Below are 17,249 nucleotides of genomic sequence, written 5' to 3' on the forward strand. Positions count from 1 at the left end.
TGACTCTATTCTCGATTCCAAGGTCAGAAGCCTCCAACAAACCCAGGGCGGTTCATGGAGCGATTCTAATCAGTTGCGGATTCTCATATAGGGATCAACATATTAACGAGGTCATCGACCAGTCGCTCCGCGCCAACCCGACAGCTAGCGTCCACGCATTGCTCTACGGCTCCCTGACCGAATATGAAGAAGCTCTTTCTCTTTCTGCCATCTTGCACAATCTGACTCTTCTCGCGCAGGACAGTGCTTCGATCGGCGGCATCAAAGGAACTTGGGCCCGAAGTGGTTCTACTAATGAAGAAGGACCATCGCCAACGACCTGTGAACTGGGCGACTTTGTAGCGTTCGGTTCAATGCTTCAATCTCTCACGGGTCACCTCTCCCAAAGGAACGACCCGCGTGAGCTCGATGAATGACCCAAAGCATATTGCCGATGTAACCAACGTCCAGGGTGACACAATCACCGCCGCTGTGCGCCCCGAAGCCGCTCCAGGCCTTACATTCTCGAATGGTCACGCGTACTTCGTCGGTCAGGTCGGTGCCTACGTCAGGATCCCTCTGGGTCTCGTCGATCTCTTCGCGATTGTGGTCCAAGTCGGATCAAGCGCCAACAACGAAGAACCAGTGGATGGCGCAGTCCCCGGTCGTCCTTGGATGCGACTTGAGTTGCTGGGCGAGGCACATCGTAACGGCTCCTTTCAACGAGGTGTAGCGCGATATCCGTCTATCAATGATCGAGTAGTTCTCGTGACTGCTAACGACCTTAGCCTTCTCTATCAGGTGAAAGATGATGCTCGGTCATTAAGGATCGGACACATTGCTAATGCCCCGCACCTACCAGCGCTCGTCGATGTCACAAAATTGGTGACAAGACACACAGCTATTGTTGGAAGTACAGGCAGCGGAAAATCTTCGACCGTAGCGACAATACTTCAGGGTCTCGCATCGAAAGAGAGGTTTCCTTCGACTCGAGTCCTGGTTATCGATGTGCATGGCGAGTACGGGCATGCCTTTGGCGACTCCGCCCTTCGACTACAAGTGGACGCCAATGAATTGGCATCTCCTGCGGAGAATCAAACGCAACTTTGCCTCCCATACTGGGCTTTGCCGTTTGAGGATTTCCTCGAACTTTCTCTTGGGTCCGTGGATGATAATTCTGCTACGACCGTCCAGCAAATGGTTACAGATGCTAAGAGGAAGTACGCAGTTAACCACCCAAATCTAGGTTTAGAGCCAAACAGTATAACCGCCGATACACCAGTACCGTTTAGTATCCGACAATTATGGATGCACCTCCACGAAATGCATTTTGCTACACATTCTGTAGCTGCGAATGCTCAAACTGTCGATACTCGCGCATATGCGAGTAACGAAAATGGGCAGCCTCTCGTTGGCGATGCCGAGAAGGTATCACCTCCGACATATCAGCCGACCGTGGCAAGCAAAACTTTCTTGAGCGGAACTTCCATAAATATTCGACGCCAAACCAATTCGTTAGGAGCGAAGCTGCGGGATCCAAGATATAACTTTCTATTCCGACCGGGCCCTTGGGATGTCAACTCGGATGGAGAGGTCACGAGTGACCTTGGAGAATTTCTTGAAACATGGCTCGGAGCATCTCGGCCCGTTGTGATTGCCGACCTCTCCGGCGTTCCCAACCAGGTCCTCCAGCGCATTGTCAGCGTATTATTAAGGCTCCTATACGAGTCCCTAATCTGGGCGAGGAAATTATCTGAGGGCGGCCGCTCTCGTCCGCTCCTAATAGTCCTCGAAGAGGCACATCGCTATCTAGGCGACAGCAAAGATGCTGCAGGAGAAATAGTCGAGCGTATCGTCAAAGAAGGACGTAAGTTCGGCGTTGGAACTATGATTGTCAGTCAACGCCCAAGTGAAATCAGATCCACGGTGTTATCGCAGATTGGATCCTTCGTTGTTCTTCGGCTGACTAACACGTCCGACCGCGCCTTGGTTCGGTCGAGTCTGCCCGATAATCTGTCTGGTCTATTCGACGCAGTTTCGGTCCTTCGTACCGGAGAAGCGATTGTTACCGGCGATATCATGAAGCTTCCTAGCAGAGTCGTCATTGAATCGAGCGAGTCCAGTCGTCCTGACAGTTCCGATCCAGATGTCGTCGGCAGGGATTTACCAGGTGGGTGGGACACCCCAAGAGTTCCGCAAGACTATAAAGACGTTGCTTCGGCATGGCGCAACCTTACGCCCCATAGCCGACGCATTATTCACCCAAACTAATCAAATAGAGGAACAGAAAATATGGATCGCATGCCAGTATCAAGTTCGAATCTTGTTTCAGCCGGTTACGACGAAACGAGCATGACACTAGAAATAGAGTTTAAAAGTGGATCTCTATATCAGTACTTCGACGTTCCACCAACCGTCCACAATGAACTTATTGGAGCAAGCAGCGTTGGTCAGTATTTTTCACAGAACATTAAGAATTCATACCGATACGCTCAATTATAGACTGGGTGGTCGATTTTATTGTCACGGCTTTTATGCAGACGTCCCTTAGGCTTGGCTGCTTAGCAAGTCCTCTCACGCGGCAAATGGAAAATAGATCCTAGTCCCCACTAAAACCCGTCGCGGGTGGTCTGCGCCAGTTTCTGCATTTCCGATGCCGGACCCAACCAAAACCTGGGGGCGACGCGCCTCCTGCCGGGGACGCGTCGCTCGTCGGTTTTGCGTGAATCGAACCTTAGCTAGTGACCGAAGTCAGCTGGTGTGTCGAACGGTCCGACGACGGTAATGGTGCGTGGCGCGGCAGCCAACTCAGCCGCGAGTTCCCGTACCTGCTTCTTGGTGACGGCGTTGACCCGGGCGAGCACCTCGTCCAGTCCGAGGAACTCCCCGGAGACCAGTTCTGCCCTGCCGAGCCGCGACATCCGCGAACCGCTGTCCTCCAGAGCCATCACCATGCCGCCGGAGAGCTGCCCGACGGCGCGGCGCAGCTCGTCGGCCGAAATGCCGTCGGCTGCGAGCCGGTCCAGTTCGGCACCGAGCAGGTCGATCACCTGTCCGGTCTTCGCTGGGGAGCAGCCTGCGTACATGGCGAAGTACCCGGCATCGGCGTAGGAGGCCGAGAAGGAGTAGGTCGAGTAGACCAGTCCCCGCTTCTCCCGGATTTCCTGGAACAGCCTTGATGACATGCCCCCGCCCAGCACGGCGTTCAGGACGCTCATGACGAACCGTCGCTCGTCGGTGGCGGTGATCGACGGGCAGCCGACCAGGATGTTCGCCTGCTCCACCGCACGGCGGATCACGCGGATCCCGCCGGTGCTTTCAATCGCGACCGGCGTATCAGACCGCCGGGCGACGGGCAATGCGTCCTCCTCGAGGGTCCAGCCGGCGGTGCGCAGCGCGTCGAGCACCAGAGAGCAGACCACCTCGTGGTCCAGCCCGCCTGCTGCGGTGACCACGAGCTCGGAGGGCCGGTAGTACCTGCGGTAGTGGTCCAGGACAGACTCGCGGGGAACGGCTTTGATCGCCTCGGGCGTACCGCCGATGGGCCGGCCCAGCGGGTGTGAGCCCAGGACGGCCTCGACGAACTCTTCGTGCGCGACGTCGGCGGGGTCGTCGCTGTCCATCGCGATTTCCTCGAGGATGACGTCGCGTTCCTGCTCCAGTTCGTCGGCGTCAATCACCGCGCTGGTCACCATGTCTGCGATCACGTCGATCGCCATGGGCAGGTCCGCGTCCAGTACCCGGGCGAAGTAGCAGGTGTGCTCCTTCGCTGTGGCAGCGTTCGACTCGCCGCCCACCTCGTCGAACGCCTCGGCAATCTCGAGCGCGGTGCGCCGGGTGGTGCCCTTGAAGAGCAGATGCTCCAGGAAGTGGGTTGAGCCGTGCTGGCCCTCGGCCTCGTCCCGGGATCCGACGCCCACCCAGAATCCGATGGTCGCCGACCGCTGGCCGGGCATCGCCTCGGTGAGGACACGCACCCCGCCGGGAAGCACCGACCGGCGCACAACGACTCCGCCCAGGGTTCCGGCGACCAGGGTAGGATCCTGCGCCGCAGGAGAGCCGTCGGCCGTAGGCGCCGGGGTGGGCACCAACGGCAGGAGGATCGAGGAAGGGCCAGTGGGATTCTCGTGTGAAACGGCCAACGGCCCCGTTCCCGACGAAGTGTCGGGAACGGAGCCGGAGGCGTTGTTAGCTAAGACAGCCATTCGTTAGTTGTCGTCGCCCTCTGCTGAGCCAACCGAGACTGCCGAAGCGTCGTCGGTGGCGGCGTCGTCGGCAACCACTGGGGAGAGCGAAAGCTTTCCGCGGTCGTCGATCTTGGTGATTTCAACCTGGACCTTCTGGCCCACCGAGACAATGTCGTCGACGTTGTCGACGCGCTTGCCGTTGGCCAGCTTCCGCAGCTCGGAGATGTGCAGCAGCCCATCCTTGCCAGGGGTCAGGGAGACGAAGGCACCGAAGGTGGTGGTCTTGACGACCGTTCCCAGGTACCGCTCGCCAATCTCAGGGACCTGAGGGTTGGCGATGGCGTTCACCGCGGCGCGTGCAGCCTCGGCCGCACCACCGTTGGTGGCGCCGATCAGGACGGTGCCGTCATCTTCGATGGAGATGTCAGCGCCGGTGTCTTCCTGGATCTGATTGATCATCTTGCCCTTGGGGCCAATGACCTCGCCGATCTTGTCAACCGGGATCTTCACCGAGATGATGCGTGGCGCGAACTCGGAGAGCTCGTCCGGCACGTCGATGGCTGCCTCAAGCACACCCAGGATGTGCAGGCGGGCTTCGCGGGCCTGCTTCAGTGCTGCTGCCAGCACCGAGGCGGGGATTCCGTCGAGCTTGGTGTCCAGCTGAATCGCTGTCACGAACTCGGAGGTACCGGCAACCTTGAAGTCCATGTCGCCGAAAGCATCTTCGGCGCCGAGAATGTCGGTCAGTGCCGCGTAGCGGGTCTGACCGTCAACGACATCGGACACCAGGCCCATGGCGATACCAGCGACGGGTGCCTTCAGAGGCACACCGGCGTTGAGCAGCGACAGGGTTGAGGCACAGACCGAGCCCATCGACGTCGAGCCGTTGGAGCTCAGCGCCTCGGAGACCTGGCGGATGGCGTACGGGAATTCCTCACGGCTCGGCAGGACCGGCATGAGGGCGCGCTCTGCGAGGGCACCGTGACCGATTTCGCGGCGCTTCGGGGAACCGACGCGGCCGGTTTCACCGGTGGAGTAGGGAGGGAAGTTGTAGTTGTGCATGTAGCGCTTGCGCGTTACCGGCGACAACGAGTCGATCTGCTGTTCCATCTTGAGCATGTTCAGAGTGGTGATGCCCATGATCTGGGTTTCGCCGCGCTCGAAGATTGCCGAACCGTGGACGCGGGGCAGCACCTCGACCTCGGCGGTGAGCTGACGGATGTCGCTCAGGCCACGGCCGTCGATACGGATCTGGTCCTTGAGGATGCGCTGGCGGACAACGCTCTTGGTGACCGAACGGAAAGCAGCTGAGAGCTCCTTTTCGCGGCCTTCGAACTGCCCGGCGAGGTCAGCGATGACGCTGTCCTTGAGGGCGTCGGAGGCGAGGTCGCGCTCCTTCTTGTCAGCGATCTGGAAGACCTCGGTCAGCTTGGCTGCTGCTGCCGACTCGACTGCTGCGAAGACGTCGTCCTGGTAGTCAAGGAAGACCGGGAACTCGACGGTTGGCTTGGCGGCGCGGCCGGCAAGGTCGGCCTGGGCGTCGCAGAGGGCGCGGATGTACGGCTTTGCCGCTTCCAGGCCGTCGGCCACGATCTCTTCAGTCGGCGCGGTGGCGCCGTCTTCCTTGATGAGCTTCCATGAGTTGTCGGTCGCTTCAGCTTCGACCATCATGATGGCGACGTCGTCACCCTCGGGTCCGCTGACAACACGGCCGGCGACGACCATGTCGAAGACCGAGTTCTCGAGCTCGGAGTGCTTGGGGAAGGCGATCCACTGGTCCTCGCCGCTGCCGTCGGACACGAGTGCCACGCGGACACCGCCGATGGGGCCGGAGAAGGGAAGGCCGGAGAGCTGCGTGGACATCGACGCGGCGTTGATGGCGACGACGTCGTACCGCACGTCGGGGTTGATCGCCAGGACGGTGACGACGATCTGGACCTCGTTGCGGAGGCCCTTCACGAACGCCGGGCGCAACGGGCGGTCCATCAGCCGGCAGGCGAGGATCGCCTCGGTGGAGGGGCGGCCTTCGCGGCGGAAGAAGGAGCCTGGGATACGCCCTGCGGCGTACATGCGCTCTTCAACGTCGACGGTCAGGGGGAAGAAGTCGAAGCCTTCGCGGGGGTGCTTGCCAGCGGTCGTTGCTGACAGGAGTGCAGTGTCTTCGTCGATGTACACCATTGCGGCGCCGGCTGCCTGCTGTGCAAGGCGGCCAGTCTCGAACCGTACGGTGCGCTTGCCGAACCGGCCGTTGTCAATAACGGCTTCGGCGAATTGGATTTCGGGACCCTCCATAGAGAGTCACCTCCGTTTCTGTTTAGCGAGCCTTGCCGGAACCTGTCCACCGTCTTCGCGGTGGATGTCGCATCCGGTCTTCGATCGAGATCCACGGGGGCTCACGTGTCGTCGGCACTGAAAAGTGCGCTGGACACGCCGTCTGCTCCCGGAGACCACTACCGAGGACCGCGAATGCGCGGTGCCTGCCTGGCTCCAATGTGTTGAGTTGTTCGTGTGGCCGGTGGCCACATGTGGAAGGCGGCTCCTTCCCTCAAGGAAGGCGCCGCCCCACGTGTCTTACTAGCGGCGCAGGCCGAGACGCTCGATGAGCGTACGGTAGCGCGTGATGTCAGTCTTGCGCAGGTAGTCCAGCAGACGACGACGGCGTCCAACCATCAGAAGCAGGCCACGACGCGTGTGGTGGTCGTGCTTGTGCATCTTGAGGTGTTCGGTCAGGTCGAGAATACGGCGGGACAGCATAGCAATCTGCACCTCAGGTGAGCCGGTATCGGCTTCCCCGGTTGCATATTCCTTGATGATTTCCTGCTTGATAGCGGCGTCAAGGGCCACAATTAACTCCTAGAGTTGTACCGTGAACAAGTTTCCTGGTCTTCACTGCAGTCAATTTTGACTGTTGAGTCATAGACACAGAAAGATCCAGCCACCACGGACTGCAGCCGGATCCACGGTTCAGTTTACCTGCTGAGGTGTTGTTCTGTCGAAAGGACCTCGCGGGTACGTTCGACGTCCAGATGCATCTGTGCGATCAGTGCTTCGGGCCCGGTGTAGGCCACCATGCCCCGCAGCCGCGCCGTGAACTCAACGATGATGGTCTGCCCGTACAGGTCAAAGTCGGAGACCTCTTCCTGGGGTCGGTCAATGACATGGGCTTCAACGTGCCGGCTGACGCCCTCGAACGTGGGGTTCGACCCCACTGAGATGGCTGCCGGCCACCGGGTGCCCGCTTCATCCACCAGCCATCCGGCGTAGATTCCGTCGGCGGGGATGTAGCCCCCGGAGGCCGGGGACAGGTTGGCGGTCGGGTAGCCCAGCTCCCTGCCCCGCGCGGCACCGTGCACCACTTCGCCCCGCATCCGGTGCGGGCGTCCCAGGATCCGGGCCGCCGTGGCGACGTCGCCGTCCTCCAGTGCTTCGCGCACCCAGGTGGAAGAGCAGCGCCGGTCGCCGTCGGCCTCGGTCGGTTCGGTGGGGCTGGCACCGAAGTCGTCAATGACGATCACCTCGAAGCCGAGCTTCGCGCCGAGGTCCCGCATGGTGCCCAGGTCCCCGCTGTTGTCGCGCCCGAAGCGGACGTCGTGGCCCACCACCACCGCCCGGGCATTCAGGGCGTTGACGAAGACCTTGGTGACGAACTCTTCCGGCGTGTTAGCGGCCAGTTCGAGGGTGTAGTGCATCATCAGGAGCGCCTGGATGCCCGTGGTGGCGAGGGTTTCGATCCGGTCCTCGAGGCCCATGATGAGCTCGGGCGCCTGGTCCGGCCGGTGCACCTTTGCCGGGTGCGGTTCGAAGGACACCACCACCGCCGCGGCGTGGTGGGACTCGGCGGCAGCCACCAGCTGCTGCAACACCCGCTGGTGCCCGATGTGGACGCCGTCGAAGTTGCCGATGGTGACCACAGATGGACCAAAACCATTCGGAACACTGGCCAGGTCATTCCAGTAGTACACGCATCTCCTCTTTCGTTTCCTCGTTCAGTGCTGCCGGCAAACCGCCGGGACAGCGTGCCCCGTGAATCCGGTTAGCCGCGGGCGGCGTATTCGTTGCGGATTTCGGTGGTCTTCGCAATGTATCGGTGCCACACCAGCAGGGCGGCCGGGAAGGCGAGTTCGATGACCATCAGGATGATCATCATGAAGTGGGGGGTGCCGGAGAACGCCCATGACAGAACACGACCGATCCCGCCGATGAAGACCATCAGGCAGACCATCCAGAGCATGTTGGCCCACTCGAACTTCACACCGATGGTGATGAACGCTGCGCCCACGCCCACCATCATCGCGGCGAAGAACCGGAACTGGCTTTCGAGGGTGGGGCTGGGGTTACCGATGTCGGTGTCAGGCAGGCCCGAGGTCCCGGTGATCAGGTAGTACGCACCGAAACCGGCAAGGATCAGTCCGACCAGGACGACGACGGTCCGGAAGACGCCCCACTCCCCCTTGGCCGATTTGGGTTTGCTCGCCTTCTTTGGGCTCTTTGCTGCCGTTTTCGGATCCGACGACGGCGTAGCGGTCCGGGACGAGGCTCCGGGGGTGGCGCTCGGCTGACTGCCCGCTGGACGTGACTGGCCGGGGGCGGGGCTACCGGCGGGGCGTGACTGACCTGCCGCCGGGCTGGAGGGCTTGCTGCCGGAGCCTGGACGGGTGCTGTCCTGTGGATTGCCGGCGGGGTGATTCTCTGGGCTGGACATGAGGCTCCCTTATGGATGTGCCGCTACTGGTCGACGGTGGAATCTGTGTGCTGCTGTCATACTCTCACGCAGTGGGGCTGGCCCGCTCGGTAGCTGGTTCAACTGCACGCCCGCGCCGGTTGAGATAGAGCCACCAGAGCCCCAGCACCGGCAGCAGCAGGGGAACGAAACCGTACCCGCGTCCGAACAGTGACCAGACGGTGTCATTGGGGAACGCCTCGGGGTCGAGGAGGCTGAACAGTCCAACGGTCAGCACCCCGACCAGTTCCAGCCCGACCGCTCCCACCGAGATCCAGTACCAGCGCTGGCCGGGCATCGCGAGGGACACGGTGGCCAGGACATACACGCCGGCTGCAAGAGCTGTCAGCAGGTACGCCAGCGGGGCTTCAGCGAACTTGGTGCTGATCTGGAAGACTGCCCGGGCGGTTGCCGCCAGGGCGAAGACACCATAGACGGCAATGAGCAGCCGGCCCGGACCGCTGTTGCGGTGGCGCGTGGGCCGAGCGGAGCTCTTTTCGGTGCGGTGCGTGCTCACAGGGGCACCCGGTCCCAGATCTGTTCCATCCGGAACAGCATAACGAAGACGGTGATCCCGACGGCGCCGAGCACCACGTTGCTCCACCGGCTCCGCTCGAGGATGGCCCACCAGAAGCCGGCCAGCGGGATGCACAGCGCGGTGAGGAGGTAGCCCCAGAACTCCCAGGCTTCCCCGGCGATCGCTTCACCACCGGCCTGCCTGATGATGGCTGCCACACCGTAGACCAGCAGGAACAGTTCAACTGCAGCGATCGAGAGGATGGTGACATCGTTGGGCGGCTGACGGATCGCTGCCGCGCCGAAGCAGATGACCGCAGAGGCCAGACAGACAATTACCCCGGCAATGAAAAACCCGTCAACGATCATGGTGCGGTGCCGTTCTCGCCAACGGTAGAGGTGTTCTCGTCGACGGCGGTGCCGTTGCCGGGCGCGAAGACCAACAGGGGACGCGCCCGGTCGGCCGAGTTTTTCAGCAGGGCGACCAGGGTGCCATCGGGAGCGAACGCGGCCACCGGACCGACGTCGTCCCCGGCTGGGATGAACCGTCCGTGGGACAGGTCGAGCGCCTCACCAGCTGAGAGTTCCCGGGGGGTGAAAAGGACCCGCGCCGCGTCGTTGATGGGCAGCAGGCGCAGGTCGGCGGCGAGCTCCTCGAGAGTGGAAGCCTGGTCCAGGGAGTAGGGTCCCACCTGGGTGCGCCGGAGCGCGGTCAGGTGGCCGCCGACCCCGAGGGCCCCGCCCAGATCACGGGCGAGGGCGCGGATGTAGGTGCCGGAGCTGCATTCGACAGTGACATCGAGGTCCAGCAGTGTCCCGTCAGCGTCCGGGCCTGTCACGGTCCGGATGTCGTGGAGCTCGAACCGGTGGATGGTCACGGGACGGGCTGCCAGGACAACATCCTCGCCGGAGCGGACCCGGGTGTAGGCGCGCTGGCCCTTGACCTTGATGGCGCTGACGCTGCTGGGAACCTGTTCGATGTCGCCGGTGAGGTCCGCAATCCCTGCGCTAATGGCCTCGGGAGTGATACCGGCGGCTGAGGTGGTGGTGACCACGTCGCCCTCGGCGTCGTCCGTCACTGTTGACTGGCCGAGCCTGATGGTGGCCGTATAGGTCTTGGAGGTGCCCACCACGAAGGTCAGGAGCCGGGTGGCACGGTTGATGCCGACCACCAGCACCCCTGTCGCCATGGGGTCGAGGGTGCCCGCGTGGCCCACCTTCCGGGTTCCCGCGATCCGCCTCATCTTGCTCACGACGTCATGGCTGGTCCAGCCCTGAGGCTTGTCCACAATAATCAGTCCTGAGTGGACTTGCCCGGAATTCACGCCTCTCAGTATAGGCGCGATGCAGCGGCCCGCCGTCCGGCACCGGACCACACCCGGGCAGGCAGGGAGCTGCCACACCGCCGGGTCGACGGCGGCCAGTGAGCCCGGGCGGCGATACGCTTGGCCCATGCCGAACATCTCGACCCACACCGCTGCGCTGCCACCGAACCAGATCCGTGAAATCACGCAGGCTGCCTGGGCCACCCCGGGCGCGATAGTGCTCAGTATCGGCGAACCAGGATTTCCGGTAGCACGACACGTGCTGGAGGCCGGGATGGCTGCGCTGGACCGGGATGAGACGAATTACACACCCAACGCCGGCATCGCGCCCCTGCGTGAAGCCTTCGCCAAGCGGTTTGGCGACCAGAACTCTCACGAGGTGGATCCCGGGCGGGTGTATGTGACAGCTGGCGCGCAACAGGGCCTGCACCTGGCGATGAGCCTGCTACTCGACGTCGGGGATGAGGTCCTGATCCCGAACCCCGGCTACCCCACGTTCGGCATGACGGCCCGCCTGCTGCATGCCGTTCCGGTGGAGTACCCGCTGCACGCCCAGCACGGGTTCCAGCCGCGGGTTGAGGATTTGGAGCGGCTGCTCGGGCCGCGCACCCGGGTGCTGGTCCTCAACTCGCCGTCGAACCCGCTGGGTGCGGTGTTCAGCGAGGACCTGACCCGTGCGCTGATGGAGTTCGCTCAGGCCCACGACCTGTGGGTCATCTCCGATGAGTGCTACGAGTCATTCACCTACGATGTGCCGCACGTCAGTCCCGCTCGCTTTGAAGGGCCCGGATCGGAACGGGTGTTCACCTCGGTGACCCTGTCCAAGACGTACGGGCTGACCGGGATCCGGGTAGGTGCGCTGATCACCCCGCCGGGGATGCAGCAGCCCCTGGACAATGTGATGGAATCCATCGTCTCGTGTGTGGCGGCGTCGTCGCAGTATTCAGCCCTGGCCGCCCTGACCGGGCCCCAGGACTACGTCGCCACAGCCCTGGCTCATTACCGGCGCAATCGGGATGCCGCGTCGGCTGTCCTGGCTGCGCTGGGAATCGAATTCCTTGACGCGCAGGGCGCCTTCTACCTGTGGGCAGACCTCTCCCACGCCACCGAGGGAAACGTCAGGGACTGGGTGCACCGGATGCTGCGCCAGAAGGGTGTTGCGGTAGCTCCGGGCACCGCGTTCGGTTCGATTGGTGAGGGGTGGATTCGCATCTCGTTGTGCGGCGATACCGACGAGCTGGTGGAGGGTCTGTCGCGCCTCCCGGGCCGCGCAGTAGGCAACCTCGACTGAGCCCGGATCCGAAGCTGGCTGATATTTACATCAATTTTGGCTGGGTCTATCCTGTGAATGTTTTCGGCAGTTTACCGTCCTAGGACGACGCTAACGCGGACGAGATGGGGGGCTTGGGGCGCGCGGCGTTCTCGCCGGAACAAGGGTCTCACGTTGTTAATTTCGTCAATGTCGAGGAGATACACCGTGAAAAAAGCAACCTCCGCCGCGCTCGCATCAATTGCGCTTGCGGCGACCTTGGGCCTTGGAGCCGGCCCAGCGCATTCCTGGGGGTACAGCAAACCCCTACCCACGCCGGGCAAGACCACCACCTTGGCCGATGGACTCCTGTCGCCCCTGAGGCTGGCCCTCGGGTCTGGGAAATCGGTTGACGTCGCCCAGTCCTTCGGCGGGACCGTCGACCGCATCAAGTCGGATGGGTCGATCCAGCAACTCGACGCCATGCCCGGCTACTTCGCGGGTTCGGTATCGCGCTTCGGGGGGACTACCTACTACACGATGACTGTCGGTGCGGGTGAGGGAGTCCCGGAAGCCAACGAGTCCCTCCTGAAGTCGATCGACAAGAAGGGCAAGATCAGGACCATCACTGACATCGCCGCGTATGAGCGGTCGGCGAATCCGGATGGTGACACCGTCTACGGGTTCCGGGACCTGGACGAGGAGTGCCTGGCCGCTCAGGTCAACCTCGGTCCGTTTGCCCGGTACCCGGGAGCCCAGGACTCCAATCCCTATGCCACGGTAGCCTTCCGCGGTCATGTGCTCGTAGCCGACGCGGGAGCCAACGCCATCTTCAAGGTCGACCGGAAGGGCAAGGTATCCACCGTCGCGGTCCTTCCGGCGATCCCCCTGGAGATCACCGAGGAACGCGCCACGGCACTCGGACTCGATCCGTGCGCGATCGGATCCACCTACTATCTGGAGCCGGTACCTACCGACCTCGAGTTTGGGTGGAACGGAAAGCTTTACGTGACCTCCCTCCCCGGCGGGCCTGAGGATCCATCGCTCGGTGCCCTCGGGTCCGTGTTCGCCGTCAACCTGTGGAAGAGCACCACCACCCAGGTGGCCGCCGGGCTGGTCTCCCCCACCGGGGTGGCAGTGGACAGGCGCGGGAACCTCTACGTGGCTGAACTGTTCGCCAACCGGATTTCTGTGATCCCCCGCGGATCGTCGACGGCGCAGCCCCTGCTGGAGGCAACCCTGCCGGGAGAGGTGGAGCTGCGGGGGTCAACCCTGTACGCGACCACCGATGTGCTGCCCGGGGAAGGGACACCTCCCGACGGGAAGGTCATCAAGGTCAAGCTTAAGGGCGGACACGGCTGGTACAAGTCAGGGCAGGAACCGACCGGTGACACGGCCGACGTCAACCAGGACTGATCAGCAGGAACATCACCAGTGTTAACGCCGGGAGGGCGGGTCCGCAGCTGCGGACCCGCCCTCCTGGTCTGTACTGGCCTGGGGTGTACTGGCCTGATCTGTACTGGCCTACTTGGCTGTGTCGGGGCTTCCCGACTCAGCGTCGTCGTCGTCCTCGTCCGGCTTGCGGTACGGGTCCGCGTCGCCAGCGAACTTTGCACCCTGGGCGATTGCCGCAACCTCGGCGTCGCGCTCCCGGGCGGTGCGCAGCAGTTCTTCGAGGTGGCTGGCGTTGACCGGGATTTCGTCGGGAACGAATTCGAGGGTGGGCGTCAACCGGGCGGTAATGTTCTTGCCCACCTCGGAGCGCAGCACTCCGCGGGCAGATTCCAAAGCGGTGCGGGTGGCTGCCTGCTCCTCAGCGTCGCCAAAGACCGTGTAGTACAGGGTGGCGTGCTGGAGGTCGTTGGTCACCCGCGCGTCGGTGATGGTCACGGCCTCAAGCCGTGGATCCTTGACCCGGCGGCGTAGAGCCTCAGCGACAATTACCTTAATCCGTTGGGCGAGCCGTGAAGCCCGTGCCGGATCTGCCATAACTAACTCCTCTTGCCTAAAAACTAAACTTACCCAGAAAGCTGGGACTTCATGTACCGCCGAGGGACCAGCATGGTCGCCGCTATTGTGACCCCGTAGAGCAACCGGCCGTCGTCGTTATCCGGCGGCCCGGGAGTGGCATCGGGCCTACCGGAGCTGGGCGGCCGACGACCGCAGGTCGTTGCCGCCCAGCGAAGGGGCGGGGCCGCCGGATAACGACGGCGCCCGCGCCCTCGAAGTGGGCAAAGGCGCCCCGGATCCCGGGGCGCCCGCGCCACTACTTCGTCAGCCTAGACGCGCGGCTTCTCGCGCATCTCGTAGGTCTCGACAATGTCGCCTTCCTTGACGTCATTGAAGGACCCGAGGCCGATACCACATTCGAAGTCCGTGCGGACCTCGGTGGCGTCGTCCTTGAACCGACGCAGGGACTCGACGGTGAGGTTGTCGCCGACAACCGTGCCGTCGCGGACCAGGCGCGCCTTGGAGTTCCTGCGGATAACACCGGAGCGGACGATCGAGCCGGCAATGTTGCCGAACTTCGAGGACCTGAAGACTTCCCGGATCTCTGCGGTTCCGAGCTGAGCCTCTTCGTACTCTGGCTTGAGCATGCCCTTGAGCGCTGCCTCGATGTCATCGATTGCTGCGTAGATGACCGAGTAGAAGCGCAGGTCGACGCCTTCGCGGTCGGCAAGGTCTGCCACCCGCTCGGCTGGCCGGACGTTGAACCCGATGATGATCGCCGAGTCCACGGTGGCCAGGTTGACGTCGTTCTGCGTGATGGCGCCGACGCCGCGGTGGATGACCCGCAGTGCAACTCCATCGCCCACATCGATCTTGAGCAGTGAATCTTCGAGTGCTTCGACAGCACCGGAGACGTCGCCCTTGAGGATGAGGTTGAGGGTGTCGACCTTGCCGTCTGCAACGGCCTGGTCGAAGTCCTCGAGGCTGATGCGCTTGCGGCGCTTCGCCAGGGCTGCGTTACGGTCGGCTGCTTCACGCTTCTCGGCGATCTGGCGGCCGGTCCGCTCGTCAGGCGTCACCAGGAAGGTGTCACCTGCGCGAGGCACAGTCGAGAGGCCCAGCACCTGAACGGGGCGGGATGGTCCTGCGACCATGACGTTGTCGCCGTCCTCGTTGAACATCGCACGGACACGGCCGTGCGCCACACCGGCGACGATCGTGTCGCCGACGTGCAGCGTCCCGGACTGGACCAGCACTGTTGCGACTGCACCGCGACCCTTGTCCAGGTTGGCTTCGATGGCGATACCGCGGGCGTCCTTGTTCGGGTTGGCCCGCATGTCCAGCGCAGCGTCAGCGGTCAGCAAGACGGCTTCGAGCAGTTCGTCGATACCTTCGCCCTTGAGCGCCGATACGTGGACGAACATGGTGTCGCCACCGTATTCCTCGGGAACCAGACCGTATTCGGTGAGCTGACCCTTGACCTTGTCAGGGTTGGCGCCTTCGCGGTCGATCTTGTTCACTGCGACGACGATCGGCACGTTTGCTGCCTGAGCGTGGTTCAGTGCCTCAACAGTCTGGGGCATCACGCCGTCGTCGGCCGCGACAACCAGGACCGCGATGTCAGTGACCTTGGCACCACGGGCACGCATGGCGGTGAACGCCTCGTGGCCGGGGGTGTCAATGAAGGTGATGGCCCTTTCGGTGCCCTCATGCTCGTGGTCGATCTGGTAGGCACCGATGTGCTGGGTGATGCCGCCGTGCTCGCCTTCGACGACGTTCGACTTGCGGATCGCATCCAGCAGGCGGGTCTTACCGTGGTCGACGTGACCCATGACGGTGACCACTGGAGGACGGGCCTCCAGCTGGGTGTCGCCCTCGGCTTCGAGTTCGGCGTCAATGTCGATGTCGAAGTTGCCGAGCAGCTCGCGCTCCTCGTCCTCCGGAGAAACGACCTGGATCTTGTAACCCAGTTCGGTGCCGAGCACCTCGAAGGTTCCTTCGTCGAGGGACTGGGTAGCGGTCGCCATTTCACCAAGGTGGAACAGGACCGTAACCAGTGCCGCCGGGTTCGCATCTATCTTCTCGGCGAACTCGGAGAGTGAAGAGCCACGGCGCAACCGGACAACTGTGTTGCCGTCGCCGCGGGGTACGCTGACGCCGCCCAGGGACGGAGCTGACATCTGCTCCAGTTCCTGACGCTTCGCGCGCTTCGACTTGCGCTGCTTGCCGCGTCCTGCGCCGCCCTTGCCGAAGGCGCCGGCAGTGCCGCCGCGTCCGCGACCACCCTTACCGAAGCCGCCGCCTGCGGGTGCGCCGCCACCGGCGCCGGGTGCGCCACCTGGGCCACCACGGCCTGGGCCGCCGCCTGGGCGTGCAGCGCCGCCGCGGCCTGGGGCCGCTGGGCGTTCGGTGCGGTTAGGCATCATGCCTGGCGTTGGACGTGATCCTGGTGCGCCAGCTGCCGGACGGGGACCGCCTGGACGTGCTGAGCCTGCGGCTGGACGTGGGCCACCGGCACCGGCTGCCGGACGGGGTCCGCCAGCACCAGCGGCTGGCCGCTGGCCAGCCGCATCGTCACGGCGTCCCGGACGGGGCATGCCCTGGGATGGTGCGAAGGGGTTGTTGCCGGGGCGGGGCCCGCCGGAGCGGTCGCCGTCGCCGCGACCCGAGCGGGGCATGCCCTGCGAGGGTGCGAACGGGTTGTTGCCTGGTCGGGGTGCACCGGGGCGCGCCGCCGATCCGGGACGCGCGGCAGGAGCCTGCGCCTCGGCTGGCTTGGGTGCCGGACGGGCGCCCGGCTTGGCTGCCGATGAGGCTTCCGGCGCTGCTGGGTCGGCTGCTGCTGGAGCGGCCGGGGCCGCTGCCGGAGCGGCTGGTTCGGGGGTCGCCACAGGGGTGTCCTGGCGGTCCTTCTCCGGTGCCTTCGGACCGGGAGTAGCCGGGGAGGCTGACTTCGGCGGGGCAGGGGTGGAGGCCGCTGGGCTTGCTGCGGGTGCCGGCGAGGCCTTGGCGGGTGTTGGATCAGCGGCAGGCTTGGCTGCTGCCGGTGCTGGTGGTGCGGCAGCAGGTGCTGCCGGGAAAGCGCCGCGAAGTTTCTTCACGACGGGTGCCTCAATAGTTGATGAGGCGGAACGGACGAATTCGCCCAGTTCCTGCAGTTTGGCTACTGCATCTTTCGAAGTAATTCCGAGCTCTTTGGCGAGCTCGTGTACGCGGACCTTAGCCACATTTCTCCTGTCTCGGTCCGCACCGAGTCAGGCACGAACCAATTATTTCCTACTGCAGACCACAGCTGCCGGGGCAACTGAAAATCCGATTGCAAA

Annotated in this window: 15 protein-coding genes; 5 read left to right on the plus strand and 10 right to left on the minus strand. The window is 63.3% G+C overall.

Annotation, left to right across the window (positions count from 1 at the left end):
• The 3 genes from HMI58_RS14525 to HMI58_RS14930 all read left to right on the plus strand — a co-directional run.
• A partial coding sequence (locus HMI58_RS14525; protein ID WP_205207955.1) for a hypothetical protein occupies positions 1–416 on the plus strand: 416 nt, incomplete at its 5' end.
• Entirely contained in the window at positions 409–2,250 is a 1,842-nt protein-coding gene (locus HMI58_RS06075; RefSeq protein ID WP_225667946.1) for an ATP-binding protein, read from the plus strand. The genes HMI58_RS14525 and HMI58_RS06075, both read left to right, overlap by 8 nt.
• Before the next feature lie 30 nt (positions 2,251–2,280).
• A complete protein-coding gene (locus tag HMI58_RS14930) occupies positions 2,281–2,481 on the plus strand; it encodes a KTSC domain-containing protein (RefSeq protein WP_225667947.1) in 201 nt (66 codons plus the stop codon).
• A 236-nt stretch (positions 2,482–2,717) separates the two neighbouring features.
• Here HMI58_RS14930 and HMI58_RS06085 read toward each other — a convergent pair whose 3' ends face one another.
• The 8 genes from HMI58_RS06085 to truB form a co-directional block, all read right to left on the minus strand.
• Positions 2,718–4,184, minus strand: a complete 1,467-nt coding sequence (locus HMI58_RS06085; protein ID WP_171618514.1) for a pitrilysin family protein — start codon at positions 4,182–4,184, stop codon at positions 2,718–2,720.
• A gap of 3 nt (positions 4,185–4,187) precedes the next feature.
• Positions 4,188–6,458: a polyribonucleotide nucleotidyltransferase gene (locus HMI58_RS06090; protein WP_171586863.1), complete on the minus strand. Its 2,271-nt coding sequence runs from the start codon at positions 6,456–6,458 to the stop codon at positions 4,188–4,190.
• A gap of 282 nt (positions 6,459–6,740) precedes the next feature.
• Positions 6,741–7,010: a 30S ribosomal protein S15 gene (gene rpsO / locus HMI58_RS06095; protein WP_019483462.1), complete on the minus strand. Its 270-nt coding sequence runs from the start codon at positions 7,008–7,010 to the stop codon at positions 6,741–6,743.
• A gap of 125 nt (positions 7,011–7,135) precedes the next feature.
• On the minus strand, positions 7,136–8,128 hold the full coding sequence (locus tag HMI58_RS06100) for a bifunctional riboflavin kinase/FAD synthetase (protein WP_171618515.1): 993 nt from the start codon (positions 8,126–8,128) through the stop codon (positions 7,136–7,138).
• Positions 8,129–8,199: 71 nt separating this feature from the next.
• A complete protein-coding gene (locus tag HMI58_RS06105; protein WP_171618516.1) occupies positions 8,200–8,868 on the minus strand; it encodes a DUF4345 domain-containing protein in 669 nt (222 codons plus the stop codon).
• Positions 8,869–8,932: 64 nt separating this feature from the next.
• Positions 8,933–9,403, minus strand: a complete 471-nt coding sequence (locus HMI58_RS06110; RefSeq protein ID WP_171618517.1) for a hypothetical protein — start codon at positions 9,401–9,403, stop codon at positions 8,933–8,935.
• Entirely contained in the window at positions 9,400–9,771 is a 372-nt protein-coding gene (locus HMI58_RS06115) for a hypothetical protein (RefSeq protein ID WP_171586859.1), read from the minus strand. Before HMI58_RS06115 ends, HMI58_RS06110 begins: the two co-directional genes overlap by 4 nt.
• A complete protein-coding gene (gene truB / locus HMI58_RS06120; RefSeq protein ID WP_318779148.1) occupies positions 9,768–10,727 on the minus strand; it encodes a tRNA pseudouridine(55) synthase TruB in 960 nt (319 codons plus the stop codon). The genes HMI58_RS06115 and truB overlap by 4 nt, the downstream gene beginning before the upstream one ends.
• 127 nt (positions 10,728–10,854) lie before the next feature.
• On the opposite strand from truB, the gene HMI58_RS06125 reads away from it, so the two are divergent.
• Together HMI58_RS06125 and HMI58_RS06130 are read left to right on the plus strand one after the other, a co-directional pair.
• Positions 10,855–12,018: an aminotransferase class I/II-fold pyridoxal phosphate-dependent enzyme gene (locus HMI58_RS06125; protein ID WP_171618519.1), complete on the plus strand. Its 1,164-nt coding sequence runs from the start codon at positions 10,855–10,857 to the stop codon at positions 12,016–12,018.
• A gap of 186 nt (positions 12,019–12,204) precedes the next feature.
• Positions 12,205–13,392 carry a ScyD/ScyE family protein gene (locus HMI58_RS06130; protein ID WP_171618520.1) on the plus strand — a complete coding sequence of 396 codons (1,188 nt, stop codon included), beginning with the start codon at positions 12,205–12,207 and terminating at the stop codon, positions 13,390–13,392.
• A gap of 108 nt (positions 13,393–13,500) precedes the next feature.
• On the opposite strand, the gene rbfA is transcribed toward HMI58_RS06130, so the two are convergent.
• Positions 13,501–13,965, minus strand: a complete 465-nt coding sequence (gene rbfA, locus HMI58_RS06135) for a 30S ribosome-binding factor RbfA (RefSeq protein WP_171618521.1) — start codon at positions 13,963–13,965, stop codon at positions 13,501–13,503.
• A gap of 290 nt (positions 13,966–14,255) precedes the next feature.
• Entirely contained in the window at positions 14,256–17,153 is a 2,898-nt protein-coding gene (infB, locus tag HMI58_RS06140; RefSeq protein ID WP_171618522.1) for a translation initiation factor IF-2, read from the minus strand.
• Positions 17,154–17,249: the final 96 nt, after the last annotated feature.

The organism is Arthrobacter sp. 147(2020), assembly GCF_013116715.1.
In the GTDB taxonomy this organism is placed as follows: Bacteria; Actinomycetota; Actinomycetes; order Actinomycetales; family Micrococcaceae; genus Arthrobacter_D.